Raw genomic sequence first — 16,596 nt, 5'->3', positions numbered from 1 at the left:
GGTTTCTCCGTTCATTATTTTCATTGCGGGTCTCATGTGTTCCAGATGCGCGGGATCACCGCCTCGCGCCCCGTCAGCGCCGGGCGCAGCACCTGCCATGCGCGTGCCATCCATTGCCTTGCCTCCTCGCTGGAATCCCCCAGCAGGCGGGCGACCACCAGCGACTTGATTTGCGTGGCCCCGGTCCTGGTGCCGGGACGCATGCCGTCGCCGCAACCGCGCAGCGCCGCCATCGCTGCGGCCGGCAAGGGATTGCCGACGGCAAGCAGCATCGCGCACACGGTGCTGCCCTGCAGCCCCAGCGGTCCCGTCGTCGCCGCCTCCCCGGCCGCCAGCGTCCCCTGCTCGAACCACAGCAGGCGGCCGTCGCGCCGAACGCTGGTGCGTTGCTCGACGCAGCCGCTGCGGAACGACTCGCCGGACGCGGTGCGGCCGAAGCACAGGATTTCGCCACCGAGGTAGCTGGCGCCGGCGTCCAGCGTGATGTGATTGTCCAGGCAGACGCGGGCATCATCGAAAAAGATGGTTTCCTGCGGCAGCCACTCCAGCGATGCGCCCGGCCCCGCGTGCAGATCCACGTCCTGGCGCGACACCCGGCCGTTCGACTTGTACCACTTGGCGGCGCCGGGGGTGGTCAGGAAGGCGGATGCACCGGCATCGACCCGGGCGGCGATATGCAGTTCATCCCCGCCCACCACGCCGCCGGGCGGATGCACGACGATGGCATGGCATACCTTGCCGCCTTCCGGGTACAGGGGTTTCTGCACCCGCAGCGGGCCCTCGTGGCGCCGCTCGACCAGGCGGGTCGTGCCCCGGTCGTCAGCGAACGCAAGGGAAAGGCGCGCCCGCCAGCGGGCATCCGCCTGCATCGGTTGCGGCAGTTCTGTGGCCGTCACTCTCATCCGGCGACTATACCGCCAAGTGCCGTTTCACGTTCTCGCCGCCCATCTCCGCCTGCGTGCCGGAGGCGACCACTTCGCCGCGGGACAGCACCACGAAGCGGTCGGCCAGCGCATGCGCGAAATCGAAGTACTGTTCGCACAGCAGGATCGCGATGTCGCCGCGCTGGCGCAGCAGGCGGATCACGTTGCCGATGTCCTTGATGATCGAGGGCTGGATGCCCTCGGTCGGCTCGTCGAGGATGATCAGCTTCGGATCGGCCAGCAGGGCGCGCGCGATCGCGAGCTGCTGCTGCTGTCCGCCGGACAGATCGCCGCCACGGCGGTGCAGCATGTCCTTCAGTACCGGGAACAGTTCATACACTTCTCCACGGATGCGCGCTGCCTGGCGCCCCGGCTTCACCGCCATGCCCATCATCAGGTTTTCCTCCACCGTCAGCCGGGCAAAGATCTCCCGGCCCTGCGGCACATAGGCGATGCCGAGTGCCGCACGCTCGTGCGGCTTGAGCCGGGTGATGTTCCGGCCCTGGAGGTCGACCTTGCCCCGGGCCACCGGGAGCACGCCCATCAGGCATTTGAGCAGGGTCGTCTTGCCGACGCCGTTGCGGCCCAGCAGGGCCAGGCATTCGCCCTTTTCCACCGAGAGCGATACGCCGCGCAGCGTGTGCGCCGCACCGTAGTACTGGTTCAGATGTTCGACGTTCAGCATGGTCAGCGCCCCAGATACACTTCAATGACACGGTCGTCGCTTTGCACCTGCTGCATCGTGCCCTCGGCGAGCACCGATCCTTCATGCAGCACCGTCACCTTGCCCTGCTGCGCAATCTCGGTGACGAAGGCCATGTCGTGCTCCACCACCATGATCGAATGCTTGCCGCGCAGTTCGTTGAGCAGCTCGGCGGTGCGTGCGGTTTCGGCATCGGACATGCCGGCGACCGGCTCGTCGAGGAGCAGCAGCTGCGGTTCCTGCATCAGCAGCATGCCGATCTCCAGCCACTGTTTCTGGCCATGCGACAGCAGGCCGGCCAGGCGCTTCTCCTGGCCGTCGAGGCGGATCAGCTTCAGGATCTCGGCGATCTTGTCGCGCTGCGCCGATGTGAGACGGGAGAACAGCGTCGGCCGGACGCGCTTGTCCATCTTCATGGCCAGTTCCAGGTTCTCGAACACCGTGTGCTGCTCGAACACCGTCGGTCGCTGGAACTTGCGCCCGATGCCGGCGTGGGCGATCTGGTGTTCGGTCATCCGCGTCAGGTCAATGGTCTGGCCGAACCAGGCGGTGCCCGAGGTCGGCCTGGTCTTGCCCGTGATGACGTCCATCATCGTGGTCTTGCCGGCGCCATTCGGCCCGATGATGCAGCGCAGCTCGCCCACCGAGATGTCCAGGGTCAGCTTGTTGATCGCCTTGAACCCGTCGAAGGACACGGTGATGTCCTCCAGGTAGAGGATCGCGCCGTGGGTGGTGTCGACGCCCTCCGGCTTGACCCGGCCATAGGACGTGCCGTAGTCGGCATGCTCCGGGTTCTCGTGGAGATGCCGGTGCTTGACGGTATCGTTCATGCCGCCTCCTTGCTGCGCAGTTTCGCCACCAGGCCGAGCACGCCCTGCGGCATGAACAGCGTGACCAGGATGAACAGCAGGCCCAGCGCGTACAGCCACAGATCGGGGAATGCCGCGGTGAACCAGCTCTTCAGGCCGTTGACGGAGAAGGCGCCGATGATCGGCCCGATCAGCGAGCCGCGACCGCCGACGGCTGCCCAGATCACCATCTCGATCGAATTCCCCGGCGACATCTCCGAAGGATTGATGATGCCGACCTGCGGGACGTACAGTGCGCCGGCGATGCCGCACAGGACCGCCGACAGCGTCCACACGAACAGCTTGAACCACAGCGGGTTGTAGCCGATGAACATCAGCCGCGACTCGGCATCGCGCACTGCCTGCAGCACCCTGCCGAGCTTGGAGGTGACGATCCATCGGCATAGCAGCAGGGCGCCCAGCAGCGCCGCCAGCGTGACCAGATAGAGCGCCGCCTTGGTGCCGGGCGCGGTGATGGTGAAGCCGGCGATGCGCTTGAAGTCGGTAAAGCCGTTGTTGCCGCCGAAGCCGGTGTTGTTGCGGAAGAACAGCAGCATGAAGGCAAAGGTCATGGCCTGGGTGATGATCGAGAAGTACACGCCCTTGATGCGCGAGCGGAAGGCGAAATAGCCGAACACGAAGGCCAGTGCGCCCGGCACCAGCACCACCAGGGCCAGCGCGTACCAGTAGTGGTCGGTGAACGACCAGTACCACGGGTATTCCTTCCAGTCGAGGAAGACCATGAAGTCCGGCAATGCGCTCTGGTAGACGCCGTCCTTGCCGATCGCCCGCATCAGGTACATGCCGTGCGCGTAGCCGCCGAGCGCGAAGAAGACGCCGTGGCCGAGGGACAGGATGCCGGTATAGCCCCATACCAGGTCGAGTGCGAGGGCCGCCATCGCATAGCACATGAACTTTCCCACCAGTGCCACGGTATAGCTGGAGACATGCAGCACATGGTCGGGCGCGAAGGCCAGGTTCAGGATCGGCAGCGTCGCCAGCACGGCCGCGCAGCCGAGGATGCCGGCCCACGCCGGACGGGAAAAGAGTGAGGACGTCATTCTGCGCTCCTCCCTTTCATTGCAAACAGGCCCTGCGGGCGTTTCTGGATGAAGACGATGATGAACACCAGGATCGCGATTTTCGCGAGCACCGCGCCCGCCACCGGCTCCAGGAACTTGTTGACCTCACCCAGTCCGATCGCGGCAATCACCGTGCCGGCAAGCTGGCCGACGCCGCCCAGGACCACCACCATGAAGGAATCGACGATGTAGCCCTGGCCGAGGTCGGGGCCGACATTGCCGAGCTGGGAAAGCGCGACGCCGCCGAGCCCAGCGATGCCGGAACCGAGGCCGAAGGTCATCATGTCGATGCGGCCGGTGGAGACGCCGACGCAGTCCGCCATGCGGCGGTTCTGCGTGACGGCGCGTACGAACAGGCCGAGCCGGGTCTTGTTCAGGATCAGCCATACCGCAGCCACCACCGCCAGCGCGAAGAAGATGATCACGATGCGGTTGTAGGACAGCACCAGCGAACCCATCACGGTGACGCCGCCGGACATCCAGGAGGGATTGGCGACTTCCACGTTCTGCGCGCCGAACAGGCTGCGCACCAGCTGCATCAGGATCAGGCTGATGCCCCAGGTGCAGAGCAGGGTTTCCAGCGGGCGGCCGTACAGCCAGCGGATCACCGTGCGTTCCAGCGCGATGCCGACGGCCCCGGCCACCAGGAAGGCGGCGGGCAGGGCTGCCAGCAGGTAGTAGTCGGTGGCGCCGGGCAGGTACTGGCGGAACATCAGCTGGCACACGTAGGTGGTGTAGGCGCCGATCATCAGCAGTTCGCCGTGGGCCATGTTGATGATGCCCATCAGGCCGAAGGTGATGGCCAGCCCGAGCGCCGCCAGCAGCAGCACGCTGCCGAGCGAGACGCCGTAGAACAGGTTGCCGGCGAATTCGGTGCGGGCGAGCCGGGAATTGATTGCGCTGAGGGTGCCGACCGCGGCGATGCGCACCGCCTCGTCGGGCTCGTTGTAGCTGCCGTCGGGATTCTTCTCGACCATCTGCATCAGCAGCGGCCTGACGGCGGCGTTGGCGCTGTCCGCAAGAGCGGCGACCGCGGCCTTGCGCACGGCCGGATCCGGCGACTGCAGGTTCGCGGTTGCGGCCGCCAGGGTCAGCACCGACCGGATTTCCGCATCCTGTTCCTTCGCCAGCGCCTTCTCGATCATCGGCAGCTGCCCGGGGTCGGCATGCTTCTGCATCGCAAGCGCCGCGCCGAGGCGCGCGTTGCGGTCGTCCGACAGCAGCGCAAAGCCGGACAGGGCGGCATCGAGTGCGCCGCGCAGCCGGTTGTTGACCACGATGCCGTCGACGCCGTCCGGCACCGGGCCGGTCTTGCCCGTCGCCGGATCCGTCGCCTGGTCGTCGGCGACGATCAGCACCTGCCCGTCGGGTAGGGTATGCACGTTGTCATTCCGGAGGGCGTCCAGCAGCCTGAATGCGTCTTCGTTCGCGAGCGTCGCGATCTTGTTCACCGCTTCGATGCGGGCGTCGGGATCGTCGCCGGCGAGCGGCGCGAGCAGCCCGGGATCGATCGCCGCCTGGGCCGTGAGCGCCGTTGCGCACAGCCATGCGGTGACAAGCAGTCTGTTGATCAGTTTCATTGGCAAAATCCTGGGGGAGCAACGTCTGGTGCGGGCGCAAAAAAGCCGGAGTGTGGAACGAGGAGCCACGCTCCGGCCCGGTTGCTGCCGCTCCGCTCCGGCAAGGGAGCGGGCACGGTCATTACATCTTCTGCTTGGCTTCGTTGCCGCCGATGAACGGGCTCCACGGCTGTGCCCGGATCGGACCCTTGCTCTTCCAGACCACGCTGAACTGGCCGTCCGGCTTGATCTCGCCGATCATCACCGGCTTGTGCAGGTGGTGGTTGGTCTTGTCCATGGTCAGTTCATAGCCGGACGGCGACTTGAAGGTCTGGCCGCCCATCGCCGCGATGACCTTGTCGGTGTCGGTCGATTTCGCCTTCTCCACCGCCTGCTTCCACATGTGGATGCCCACGTAGGTCGCTTCCATCGGGTCGTTGGTGACCACGGTGTTCGCATTCGGCAGCTTCTTTTCTGTGGCGTAGGCCTTCCACTTCTTGATGAAGGCATCGTTTACCGGATTCTTCACGGACTGGAAGTAGTTCCAGGCAGCCAGGTGGCCGACCAGCGGCTTGGTGTCGACACCGCGCAGCTCTTCCTCGCCGACAGAGAACGCCACCACCGGGACGTCGGTCGCCTTCAGGCCCGCGTTGCCGAGTTCCTTGTAGAACGGGACGTTGGAGTCGCCGTTGATCGTGGAAATCACGGCAGTCTTGCCGCCCGCCGAGAACTTCTTGATGTTGGCGACGATGGTCTGGTAGTCAGCGTGGCCGAACGGGGTGTAGACCTCGTCGATGTCGGATTCCTTTACGCCCTTGGACTTGAGGAAGGCGCGCAGGATCTTGTTGGTGGTGCGCGGGTAGACGTAGTCGGTGCCGAGCAGGACGAAGCGCTTGGCACCGCCACCGTCCTTCGACATCAGGTATTCGACCGCCGGAATCGCCTGCTGGTTGGGCGCCGCGCCCGTGTAGAACACGTTTTTCTCGAGCTCTTCGCCTTCATACTGCACCGGGTAGAACAGCAGGCTGTTCAGTTCCTTGAATACCGGCAGGACCGACTTGCGCGAGACCGAGGTCCAGCAGCCGAAGACGACGTCGACCTTGTCCTGGGTGATCAGCTGGCGGGCCTTCTCGGCGAACAGCGGCCAATTGGATGCGGGATCGACCACGACCGCCTCGAGCTTCTTGCCCATGACGCCGCCCTTGGCATTGATCTCGTCGATCGTCATCAGGGCGACATCCTTGAGCGAGGTTTCGGAGATCGCCATCGTGCCGGACAGCGAGTGAAGGATGCCGACCTTGATGGTGTCGGCGGCGAGGGCTTGGGGCATCCAGGCGGAAGCCGTAAGCATCAAAGCGCCGGCGGCGGTCGCTTTCAAAAGGGTGCGACGAGACATTTTTGCTCCTGAGTGGTTGTTGGGTCGACGGACTCGCGATAGCTCGCAGGCAAGCTTTAGCAGTTTGCGTGCCACCGGAATGCGCGGCGGCGGGCCGTTCTTTCGTCGTCCGGCCGACCTGTTTCGGTGCGCCGGCTGCCTCGAAATGGTGCTGGCGCTACGATTTCAGGAGTGTCGTGCGGGGAATTGGTGCGGATGGCGCGCTTGTCTGCGCAGGAGGAGGGCAGGGCTTGCGCAGGCACAAGCGCGTCGGCCCGTCGGCGGTGCGTCCCGGACTGCCGAAGGGCCGGGCGGTACCGCTTCAGGCGCGATGGTCAGGCAGGGGGGAAGGTGACCACATGGTCGGCGCCGAGGCGAATGCCGATCTTCTCGCCGATCGCGTGATCGTGATGAGACGGTACGAGGGCCAGCAGCTTCTGCCCGCTCGGCAGCTTCAGCGTGTACAAGAACTCCGCACCGCGGAACGCCTTGCGCACTACCTCGGCCTGCAGGTGGCTGGCGTCGTCATGGATCACATCGTCGGCACGCAGCAGCACGTCGACGCGCCCGCCGGCGCGCTCGTCCGTGGAACAGACGTCGATGCCTTGCCACAGAGGCAGGCTGCCAAGCTCGATGCGGACGCTCTGCGCAGGCAAGTCGATCGCTCCCGGCATGAACACGCCCTGCCCGATGAAGTCCGCGACGAAGCGATTGGCCGGCCGGTGATAGAGATTGTAGGCGTTGTCCCACTGGACGATCGCACCGTCCTGCATCACCCCGATCCGGTCGGCAATGGCGAAGGCTTCATGCTGGTCGTGCGTCACCAGCACGGCAGTGGTCCCGAGTTCGTTCAGTATGTCGCGCACCTCCTGCGCCAGGCGCTCGCGCAGGTCGACATCGAGGTTGGAAAATGGCTCGTCCAGCAGCAGCAGGTCGGGCTGGGGCGCGAGGGCGCGGGCGAGCGCCACCCGCTGCTGCTGGCCACCGGAGAGTTCATGCGGATACTGGTGCGCATGGCCGGCCAGGCCGACCAGCTTGAGCAGCCGCTCCACCCGTGCATTGCGCTCCTTCGCCGGCAGCTTGCGCAGCCCGAAGGCGATGTTGTCCCGTACCTGCAGGTGGGGGAACAGCGCGTAGTCCTGGAACACGACGCCGACATGGCGGGTTTCGGGCGCCGCCGTGTAGCCGGTGCGGCTCAGTTCCCGGCCGCCCAGGGCGATTGCACCGGCGAGCACCGGTTCGAACCCCGCGATCGCCCGCAGCACCGTGGTCTTTCCGCATCCCGACGGCCCCAACAGGCAGCCGATCTCGCCGCGAGCGAGGCTGAACGTCAGGCCGTGGACAATCTCCACCGTCTGGCGCCCCTGGGAATAGCCCACGCGGATGGAGTCGACGTTCAGGTGGTGCGGAGCGGAGGACGAGGCGTGCATGGAGATGAATAATTGCGGGAGCGAAATTCGATATTGATTATAATTCTCATTTAGCCCACCGTACACCTTCTCCCGGAATTCATGCGTAATCCCGTCCCCCGCCTGCCTGCCGCAAACCGGGGCGGCGTCCATCCCTTGCTGGTTGTATCGCTGGCCGTGGCCGTCCTGGTCGGCGCCCCGATCCTCGGCGTCCTTTCCAACCTGCTGACAGTGACCCCGGAAAGCGGCGCGACCTTCGCCCATCTCTGGTCGACCGTGCTTCCCGAATATATCGGCAACAGTCTGGCGATCGCCCTGATCGTGGCGGTGCTTGCCGGCGCCGGCGGTATCGGCTGCGCATGGCTGGTCGCCGTCTTCGACTTTCCCGGCAAGCGCTTCTTCGAATGGGCGCTGGTGCTGCCCTTGGCAATGCCGGCCTATGTCGTCGCATATGCCTACACCGACTTCCTTCAATTCTCGGGGCCGGTGCAAAGCAGCCTGCGCGACCTGTTCGGCTGGCAGGCCGGCGGGTACTGGTTTCCGCAGGTGCGGTCGGTCGGCGGGGCCGGCGTGCTGTTCGCGCTGGTCCTCTATCCCTATGTGTACCTGCTGGCCCGCACTGCCTTCCTTGAGCGCAGCCCGCGCATGTGGGACGCCGCCCGCACCCTCGGGGTCGGACCGTGGCGCGCCTTCTTCGCCATCAGCCTGCCGCTGGCGCGTCCGGCGGCGGCGGCGGGTATCGCGCTTGCGCTGATGGAGACGCTCGCCGACTACGGCGCCGTCGCCTACTTCGGCGTACCGACACTGACGACCGGCATCTACAAATCCTGGTACACGTTCTCCGACCGCATCGGCGCGGCGCAGATCGCCGCCGTGCTCCTGATCGCAGTGACCCTGCTGATGGTGCTGGAGCAGAAGAGCCGGGGCCGCGCCCGCTACTATGCCGTGGGCGCGCGCGCGAGAAGCGAGGCGTCCGCCAGGCTCGGCCGGCTCCACGGCATCGGGGCCGCCCTGTTCTGCGCAATGCCCATCCTGCTTGGCTTCCTGGTCCCGGTGGGCATCCTGGTCCGCCTGATGCGGCGGGAAGAAGCGGTAGGCTTCAGTGCGCGCTACCTCGGATGGCTCTCCAACAGCGTGATCCTGGCAGGGGTGACGGCGGTGGCGGCGGTCCTCATCTGCGTGCTGCTCGCTTACGCTGCGCGGCTGGGCAGGAATCCCTGGCAGGCAATCAGCAACCGGGTGGTCAGCATGGGATATGCGGTGCCGGGCGCCGTCATCGCGGTAGGCGTCCTGATCCCGCTTGCCCGCATCGATGCCTGGGGCGCCGAGCGCGGCATGCAGTTCGTCCTGACCGGCAGCGTCGTTGCGCTGGTCTATGCCTACCTGGTACGGTTTCTCGCCGTCTCGCTGCAGACGGTGCAGGCCGGACTGGTGAAGATCACGCCGAGCATGGATGCCAGCGCGCGCATCCTCGGGCAAGGTCCGGTCGGCGTGCTGTGCCGGGTCCATGCGCCCCTGCTCTGGCGCAGCCTGCTGACCGCGGGACTCCTGGTGTTCGTCGACGTCGTGAAGGAACTGCCGGCCACGCTGACGGTACGCCCCTTCAATTTCGACACGCTGGCGGTGATCACCCACCAGCTTGCCGCCGATGAACGGCTGGGCGAAGCCGCACTGCCGGCGTTCACGATCGTCATGATCGCCTTCGTGCCGGTGATCGTGCTCGCGCGCGCGATTGCCAAGGGCAGCCGCTAGGGCGGAAGGAGCGCTGCAAGCGCAGAAAGGCAAAACAAAACCCCGCGTCCGGCGGGGTTTTTTTTTGCAGGGTGCTGCTTGACGGCTGCTTACTTCTTCGCGGCGCGGGCGGGCTTTGCCGCCGGCTGGGAGAACTGGCTCACTGCGTTCGTCAGGTTGGTTTCCATGACTTCGACGGCCTGCTTGGTGCTCTTGTTGAACTGCTCGTAACCGGCGCTCGCGTTGCCGATCGCCGACTTCAGCATGGCGACGGCATTCTCCGAACCGGCAGGCGCGTTCTTGCTGATTTCGTCGACCAGGTCCAGCACCTTGCGGCTGGTTTCTGCAACCTGTGCTTCTGCCGCCTTGCTGAACTCTGCCTGCACGCCGGAAGCAATGGTGGCCAGGTGGCGGCCGTAGGCAATCGCCTTTTCCATGTTCGGCTGCGCCTGGGCGGCGGCCAGGGTCAGGAACTCCTGAGGATCCTTGGCGCCGAGCAGCTGCCTGGCGGCGCTGCTGCCGTCTTCCAGCGAGGACTTGGCGGCGGTCAGGTTGAGGTCGACGACCTTCTCGAATCCTTCGAATGCCTTGTTGTACAGCGAGGTGAAAATCGCCAGGTTGGCTTCGACGGCGGCTTTGGACGCGGCGGAAAACTGTTCGGTATTGGTAAACATGCGGGCTCCTGAAGATGGTCTGCGGTTTGTCGGAAAACGGCGAGCACAGGGCTACCAGGAATTTTGTGCGTCGCAACAACGCGTATTCTAAGTGAAAACTTTCCCCTGTCAACTGCTATTTGCTGCAAAGCACAAATGCAGGGGAGCGGTATAAGCGCCTGTTTTCATACGACTTTTTCAACTCCCCCGGGCCTGGGCGGGTCACCTCCCCGTGCTAGACTCGGGAACCCTTACGCTATCGTCAACCATTGCGCGCCTACTACAGCGACCATTTCGTCCTTCCGCTGCCCCCCGGCCACCGCTTCCAGATGCAGAAGTACCGGATGCTGCGCGATCGCGCGCGCGACACGGTGCCGGGGCTGGTTTTCGACGAGGCTCCGGCAGCCACCGACGGCGTGCTCGCGCTCGCCCATCATCCTTCCTATATCGACCGCGTCAGTCGCGGGGTGTTGAGCCCGGCGGAACAAAAGGCCATCGGCTTCCCATGGTCGCCGCAGATGGTGGAACGTTCCCGGCGCTCCACCGGCGCGACCATCGCCGCATGCCGCGCCGCCTTCGAAGAGGGTGTCGCCGTCAACCTGGCTGGCGGCACGCATCACGCATGCGCGGACCGTGGCGAAGGCTTCTGCGTGTTCAATGATGCGGCTGTCGCGGCCCGCCTGATGCAGGCGGAACGGCGGGCGCAGCGCGTCGCCGTCGTCGACCTCGATGTGCATCAGGGGAACGGCACGGCCGCCATCCTTGCCGGCGACGATTCCGTATTCACGCTCTCGCTGCACGGCGAACGCAACTACCCGTTCACGAAGGAGCGCAGCGATCTCGATGTCGCGCTTCCCGACGGGACGGGCGACGACGACTACCTGGCGGCGCTGGAGGCCGCATTGCACCCGCTGCTCGACGGCTTCCGGCCACAGCTGATCATCTATCTTGCGGGCGCCGACCCGCACGCGGGCGACCGCCTCGGCAGGCTCGGCCTCAGCATGGAGGGTCTGGCCGCGCGCGACCGGATGGTATTCGGGCGCGCCGGCGCGCTTGGCATCCCGGTCGCCGTGGCGATGGCGGGCGGCTACGGCAAGAACATCCAAGACACGGTCGACGTGCACCTGCAAACTGTCATGATCGCCTCCGGCTACGTTCGTCCACCGTCTTCGCACTGACCATGAATTTCGCATCCCGGCCACAAACACACTCCGCCAACACAAGTCCCTGGGTCGCCGCAATGCCCTGGGTATTCGTCCTCATCTGGAGCACCGGTTTTGTCGTAGCCCGCTACGGCCTGCCCTATGCCGAACCGCTCACCTTCCTGCTGCTGCGTTTCGCCGGCGTGCTGCTGGTGCTGGGGCCGCTCGTGCTCCTGATGCGCGCCCCCTGGCCAAAAGGGAAGACGCGGCATATCGCGCTGGCCGGCATCCTGGTGCAGGCCGGTTACCTTGGGGGCGTCTGGTGTGCAATCAAGCTTGGCATGCCGGCGGGCCTGTCGGCCCTGATCGTCGGCTTGCAGCCGGTGCTGACCGCGTTCGCTGCACCCCTGATCGGCGAGTCGGTCAAGCCGCGCCAGTGGCTCGGCCTGCTGCTGGGCCTGGCGGGCGTCGGCCTGGTGGTGGCCGACAAGATCTCCCTGGCTGGCTTATCATGGCAAAGCATTGCGCTCTGCGTCTTTGCGCTGCTCAGCATCACCAGCGGCACGCTGTACCAGAAGCGCTATTGCCCGAGTTTCGACCTCCGTACCGGGACGCTCATCCAGTTCGTCGCTTCGATCGCCGTGGTGCTGCCGCTGGCGCTGCTGTTCGAAGACCTCGACCTGTCGCTGTCTTCCGTGCGCTGGACGCCGCAGTTCATCGCGGCCCTGCTGTGGTCGGTGCTGGCCCTGTCGATCGGCGCGATCTTCCTGCTGTTTGCGCTGATCCGCAAGAGCGCGGCGACGCAGGTGACGAGCTTGTTGTACCTGACCCCGCCGACGACGGCGGTAATGGCCTGGCAGATGTTCAGGGAGGCGTTCAGCACCACCGGCATGCTCGGCATGGCGGTTGCCGTCGCCGGTGTCGCCCTTGTCGTAAGAAAGTGAGAGATGCGAGCAGAACCAAAAACACGAAGCGACTTCAGGCACTTCCATCCGATCACCACCCGCTGGATGGACAACGATGCCTATGGCCACGTCAACAACGTGGTGTACTACAGCTGGTTCGACACGGCGGTGAACCAGTTCCTCATCACCCACGGCGTGCTTGAGATCGAGCGCAGCCCGGTCATCGGCCTGGTGATCGAGACCCAGTGCAATTACTTCGCCTCGGTCGCGTTCCCGGAACGGGTGACGGCCGGGATCCGGGTGAGCAAGCTGGGCAATTCCAGCGTGCGCTACGAAGTCGGCATCTTCCGCGAGGACGAGGATGCGGCTGCGGCGCAAGGCCATTTCGTCCACGTCTACGTGGACCGCGAAAGCCGGCGGCCGGCGTCGATCCCGGCGCCCATGCGGGCGCTGCTGCAAACCATCGAGGTAAATCAGGCATGATCACATCCCCGGAACAGAAAATCGTCGATGCCGCCATCACGTCCCGCCGTTCGATCCGCGCCTTCTTGCCCGACCCGGTGTCGCGCGAGGATATCGAGGCGATCCTGGGCGTCGCCGCGCGCGCGCCGTCCGGCACCAATACCCAGCCCTGGCGCGTGCACGTACTGACCGGCGCGACGCGGGAAAGACTGTCTTCCGAGATCCTGAAGGCACACAACGACCCGGACCTCGCGCGCCGGCATGCGGAGGAATACGCGTACTATCCGCGCGAGTGGAAGTCGCCCTTCATCGAGCGCAGGCGCAAGGTGGGATGGGACCTCTATGGGCTGCTCGGGCTGTCCCGCGACAACAAGGCCGGCATGCATGCCCAGCACGGACGCAACTATGTGTTCTTCGACGCGCCGGTCGGAATGATCTTCACGATCGACCGCATCATGGAGCAGGGCTCCTGGCTCGACTATGGCATGTTCCTGCAAAACATCATGGTGGCCGCCAGGGGCAGGGGACTGGATACCTGTCCACAGGCCGCGTTCACGCCATTCCACGGAATCATCAGGGAGGTGCTGCAACTGCCGGAAAACGAGATGGTGGTCTGCGGAATGGCGCTCGGCTACGCCGATCCGGCCAGGATCGAGAACACGCTTGTCACAGAGCGCGAGCCGGTCACCTCCTTTGCCCGCTTCCTTGACTAGCGCATAAGATGTTTTAATTTGTTGCAATTTTTCTCATTACACCGGGAAACATCAGTTGCGCACTCTCAATGACCACTAAGAAGATTGTTTAAATTTCGACGCTAACTACTTGTTGAACCACACTATTTTGCTAGACTGCAAGTTATAATTACGACTTGCAAGTTAAGGGGAGGGTGTGATGTTCAAGTCTGCGCTGGGCATAGTTGTAACTTTGTTAGCGTTTGCCATCACTTCACCTGCCCTTCATGCCGCGCCTGCAAAGGCCAAGAAGGCATCGTCCCGGACCGCCGCGAAGGCGGTTGCCAAAAAGCCGGTGGCCCGCAAGCGGGCCGTGGCCAAGGCGCCCGCCGGCAAGGTGAAAGCCGCTGCCAAGCGCACTGTAACGAAGCAGGCGGCAGCGAAACCGGCGAGCCGCGACGCTTCCCGCCGCAGTTCGGCCCGCGCGCAAGAGGGCGCGGGCGTGCGCCGTGTCACGTTCGCCCCGTCCCCCTCTCCCGTGCCTGCCGCCGCACCGGTGCTGACGGCGGGAGACATGGCCGGGTTGCATCACACCCGCGATCCACTCGCCCTCAAGTCCAATGCCGCATTCGTTATCGACCAGACCACGTCACAGGTGCTGTTCGAGAAGAACTCAGGCGTGGCGCTTCCGATCGCATCGCTCACCAAGCTCATGACCGCGCTGGTCGTGGTCGAGGCACACCAGAGCATGGATGAAATGCTGGAGGTGACTTCCGACGACATCGACCGCGAGAAGCACACCGGTTCGCGGCTGCGGGTTGGCGCGCACCTGTCGCGCGCGGACATGCTGCACATTGCCTTGATGAGTTCGGAAAACCGGGCGGCCTCAGCGCTCGGGCGCAACTATCCGGGCGGACTGACTGCATTCATTCACGCAATGAACGCCAAGGCCAAGGCGCTGGGCATGACGCAAACCCACTATGCCGACCCGACTGGCCTGTCGAGCAGCAACGTTGCGTCGGCGCGCGATCTGGCCAAGCTGGTAATGGCCGCCTACCGGCATCCGGTGATCCGGCATTACTCCACCTACCCGCGGCACGCGGTCGACACCGGCCTCAACCAGCTGCAGTACATCAATTCGAACCGCCTGGTGCTCAATCCCGATTGGGAGATCGGTCTGCAGAAGACCGGCTACATCTCCGAGGCCGGACGCTGCCTGGTGATGCAGGCGCGTGTCGAAGGGCGCCCGGTGGTGATGGTGTTCCTCGATTCCAAGGGCAAGGACTCGCGACTCGCCGACGCGGTGCGTGTCCGCAAGTTCCTGGAAACTGCCAAGCCGACGCCGATCCTGACCCAGGCCTCTGCCGCCCAGAGCTGAGACCGGGGTGCGCTGCCGCTTCGGCGCATGTGTGCTAAATTGCTGTTTCTATGCCCGCCGGTATCTTTCGCGAGTGCATTGGAGGCAAGCAAATGCAAGGCCGGCGCAGCTCGCATTACGCCGGGTCAGTGTCCGGCCATTTCTACCGATCGCGGTTGATCGACATTCATACGCAGCGTATCCGTGTTTACACCTAAAGTCCTCCTCGTCAACGACGATGCCGCCAGCCTGATGGCGTTGGCCACTCTGCTCGGGGAGCGGGACGGCTACGAAGTCATCACTGCGCGGTCCGGCGAAGAAGCGCTCCGCCATGTGCTCAAGCACGATTTCGCCGTGATTCTGCTGGATGTCAGCATGCCCAACATGGACGGTTTCGAGGCGGCGGAAGCGATCCACTCGCATCCCCGCTCCGCATCGATTCCCATCATTTTCGTGACCGCGCATTACGCGGACGAGATGCACCGTCTCAAGGGCTATCAGCGCGGCGCGGTCGATTATCTGTTCACGCCCATCATTCCGCAGATCCTGCGCACCAAGGTTGCCGTCTTCGTCGAGCTGGCGAAGAAGAACCTGCAGTTGCAGCACCAGAAGCAGGATCTCGAACTCCTGAACCGCGAGCTGCAGGAACAGCGCAAGCAGGATCTCGAACACATCAATGAGCGCCGCCTGGCGGAAGAGGCCTTGCGCCAGTCGCAGGAAGAATTGCGCCAGCTCGCGAGCTACCAGGAACGCATCAAGGAAGACGAGCGCAAGCGCATTGCCCGCGAAATCCACGACGAGCTCGGCCAGAACCTGCTGGCGTTGCGCATCGATATCGCGATGCTGCATGCGCGGACCGGCGCGACCCATCCCAAGCTCAACAAGAAGGTGCACGCGGTACTCGACCACATCGACAGCACGATGAAGGCGATGCGCGCGATCATCAACAACCTTCGTCCGACGGTGCTCGACCTCGGCCTGAATGCGGCCATCGAATGGCAGGTGAAGGAATTCCAGCGACGGACCGGCATCGCCTGCGAACTGCAGATGCCGGAGCAGGAACTGGAGATGGACGACGGGCGCGCCACGGCGCTGTTCCGCGTCCTGCAGGAATCGCTCAATAACGTATTCCGGCATGCGCGGGCGACCCGCGCCCGCATCGAGGTGTACAGCAAGGATGGACGCCTGGTCATGAAGGTGGCCGACAACGGCGTGGGCATCTTCCCCGGCTGTCGCCGCAAGGCCAATTCCTTCGGCCTGGTCGGTATCAAGGAGCGCATCAGCACGCTCGGCGGCGACCTCTTCATCGAGACCGCGCAGGACGCCGGCACCACGCTCACCGTATCCATCCCCGAAGAATCCGCTGTCTCCGGACCGGGTGCAGGCAATGCCGCAACGCCGCTTATCGAACGGCGCGCGTCCGATATTCCCCGGCCACTGCCGGTGGCGAAGCGCGCGGGCACTGGCCGCCGCCGCAAGGGCGAGGCCTTGCCCGACAACCTCAATGAACTGACCTGACAATCCGTCCACGACGGATCTCGCGCTGCCGGTTTTCTCCGCTTGATAATTGTCAAAAGTCCGTGCACTAGTCATGGTGCGGCGGGCGTCGCTGCTTGCCCGTATTACGGATAAGGCACACAATACGACAAGCTTTCTCAAAAGAAAGAAAACGAAGCCGGGAGCCATGCCTCCCGGCTTCGTCATGCCTGTAAGATTCGGAAGGGCGCCGAGCGCCGCCGAGCGACGAACACTGACTACTGAACACTGAAGAAAATC

General features: G+C 64.6%; 15 protein-coding genes. 7 read left to right on the top strand and 8 right to left on the bottom strand.

All coding sequences use genetic code 11. The features are described from left to right. Window positions 1–32: 32 nt before the first annotated feature. From VIM12_RS10895 to VIM12_RS10865, 7 genes are all read right to left on the bottom strand, one after another. Window positions 33–869: an urease accessory protein UreD gene (locus VIM12_RS10895; protein WP_331942034.1), complete on the bottom strand. Its 837-nt coding sequence runs from the start codon at window positions 867–869 to the stop codon at window positions 33–35. A 40-nt stretch (window positions 870–909) separates the two neighbouring features. Continuing rightward, a complete protein-coding gene (urtE, locus tag VIM12_RS10890) occupies window positions 910–1,608 on the bottom strand; it encodes an urea ABC transporter ATP-binding subunit UrtE (protein ID WP_331941653.1) in 699 nt (232 codons plus the stop codon). A gap of 2 nt (window positions 1,609–1,610) precedes the next feature. Further along, window positions 1,611–2,456 carry an urea ABC transporter ATP-binding protein UrtD gene (gene urtD / locus VIM12_RS10885; RefSeq protein WP_331941652.1) on the bottom strand — a complete coding sequence of 282 codons (846 nt, stop codon included), beginning with the start codon at window positions 2,454–2,456 and terminating at the stop codon, window positions 1,611–1,613. Continuing rightward, window positions 2,453–3,535: an urea ABC transporter permease subunit UrtC gene (urtC, locus tag VIM12_RS10880; RefSeq protein WP_331941651.1), complete on the bottom strand. Its 1,083-nt coding sequence runs from the start codon at window positions 3,533–3,535 to the stop codon at window positions 2,453–2,455. Before urtC ends, urtD begins: the two co-directional genes overlap by 4 nt. Then, entirely contained in the window at window positions 3,532–5,136 is a 1,605-nt protein-coding gene (urtB, locus tag VIM12_RS10875; protein WP_331941650.1) for an urea ABC transporter permease subunit UrtB, read from the bottom strand. Before urtB ends, urtC begins: the two co-directional genes overlap by 4 nt. Before the next feature lie 121 nt (window positions 5,137–5,257). Beyond that, on the bottom strand, window positions 5,258–6,511 hold the full coding sequence (urtA, locus tag VIM12_RS10870; RefSeq protein ID WP_331941649.1) for an urea ABC transporter substrate-binding protein: 1,254 nt from the start codon (window positions 6,509–6,511) through the stop codon (window positions 5,258–5,260). Window positions 6,512–6,825: 314 nt separating this feature from the next. Beyond that, window positions 6,826–7,920 (bottom strand): ABC transporter ATP-binding protein, encoded by a 1,095-nt coding sequence (locus tag VIM12_RS10865; RefSeq protein ID WP_331941648.1) that lies wholly within the window; start codon window positions 7,918–7,920, stop codon window positions 6,826–6,828. Window positions 7,921–8,001: 81 nt separating this feature from the next. Between VIM12_RS10865 and VIM12_RS10860 the strand changes: the two genes are divergently transcribed. Beyond that, window positions 8,002–9,651, top strand: a complete 1,650-nt coding sequence (locus VIM12_RS10860; protein ID WP_331941647.1) for an iron ABC transporter permease — start codon at window positions 8,002–8,004, stop codon at window positions 9,649–9,651. 89 nt (window positions 9,652–9,740) lie between these two features. Here VIM12_RS10860 and VIM12_RS10855 read toward each other — a convergent pair whose 3' ends face one another. Then, complete coding sequence (locus VIM12_RS10855; RefSeq protein WP_331941646.1) at window positions 9,741–10,304, bottom strand: phasin family protein; 564 nt, start codon at window positions 10,302–10,304, stop codon at window positions 9,741–9,743. Between the two features lie 248 nt (window positions 10,305–10,552). On the opposite strand from VIM12_RS10855, the gene VIM12_RS10850 reads away from it, so the two are divergent. The 6 genes from VIM12_RS10850 to VIM12_RS10825 all read left to right on the top strand — a co-directional run bounded on the left by VIM12_RS10850 (window position 10,553) and on the right by VIM12_RS10825 (window position 16,338). Further along, window positions 10,553–11,461, top strand: a complete 909-nt coding sequence (locus VIM12_RS10850; protein WP_331941645.1) for a histone deacetylase — start codon at window positions 10,553–10,555, stop codon at window positions 11,459–11,461. Window positions 11,462–11,523: 62 nt separating this feature from the next. After that, window positions 11,524–12,369 (top strand): DMT family transporter, encoded by an 846-nt coding sequence (locus VIM12_RS10845; RefSeq protein WP_414691778.1) that lies wholly within the window; start codon window positions 11,524–11,526, stop codon window positions 12,367–12,369. 3 nt (window positions 12,370–12,372) lie between these two features. Beyond that, window positions 12,373–12,813 carry a thioesterase family protein gene (locus tag VIM12_RS10840; protein ID WP_331941643.1) on the top strand — a complete coding sequence of 147 codons (441 nt, stop codon included), beginning with the start codon at window positions 12,373–12,375 and terminating at the stop codon, window positions 12,811–12,813. Next, entirely contained in the window at window positions 12,810–13,505 is a 696-nt protein-coding gene (locus tag VIM12_RS10835) for a nitroreductase (protein ID WP_331941642.1), read from the top strand. The genes VIM12_RS10840 and VIM12_RS10835 overlap by 4 nt, the downstream gene beginning before the upstream one ends. A 178-nt stretch (window positions 13,506–13,683) precedes the next feature. Then, window positions 13,684–14,841: a D-alanyl-D-alanine endopeptidase gene (pbpG, locus tag VIM12_RS10830; protein ID WP_331941641.1), complete on the top strand. Its 1,158-nt coding sequence runs from the start codon at window positions 13,684–13,686 to the stop codon at window positions 14,839–14,841. A gap of 183 nt (window positions 14,842–15,024) precedes the next feature. Then, window positions 15,025–16,338, top strand: coding sequence for a response regulator (locus tag VIM12_RS10825; RefSeq protein ID WP_331941640.1), 1,314 nt, complete (start codon window positions 15,025–15,027; stop codon window positions 16,336–16,338). The last annotated feature ends 258 nt before the right edge of the window (window positions 16,339–16,596 follow it).

The sequence above is a fragment of the Noviherbaspirillum sp. genome (assembly GCF_036563305.1).
Lineage (GTDB): Bacteria > Pseudomonadota > Gammaproteobacteria > Burkholderiales > Burkholderiaceae_D > Noviherbaspirillum.
The sequence above is the reverse complement of the archived record's forward strand: the minus strand, read 5'-3'. Positions and strand labels throughout refer to the sequence as shown.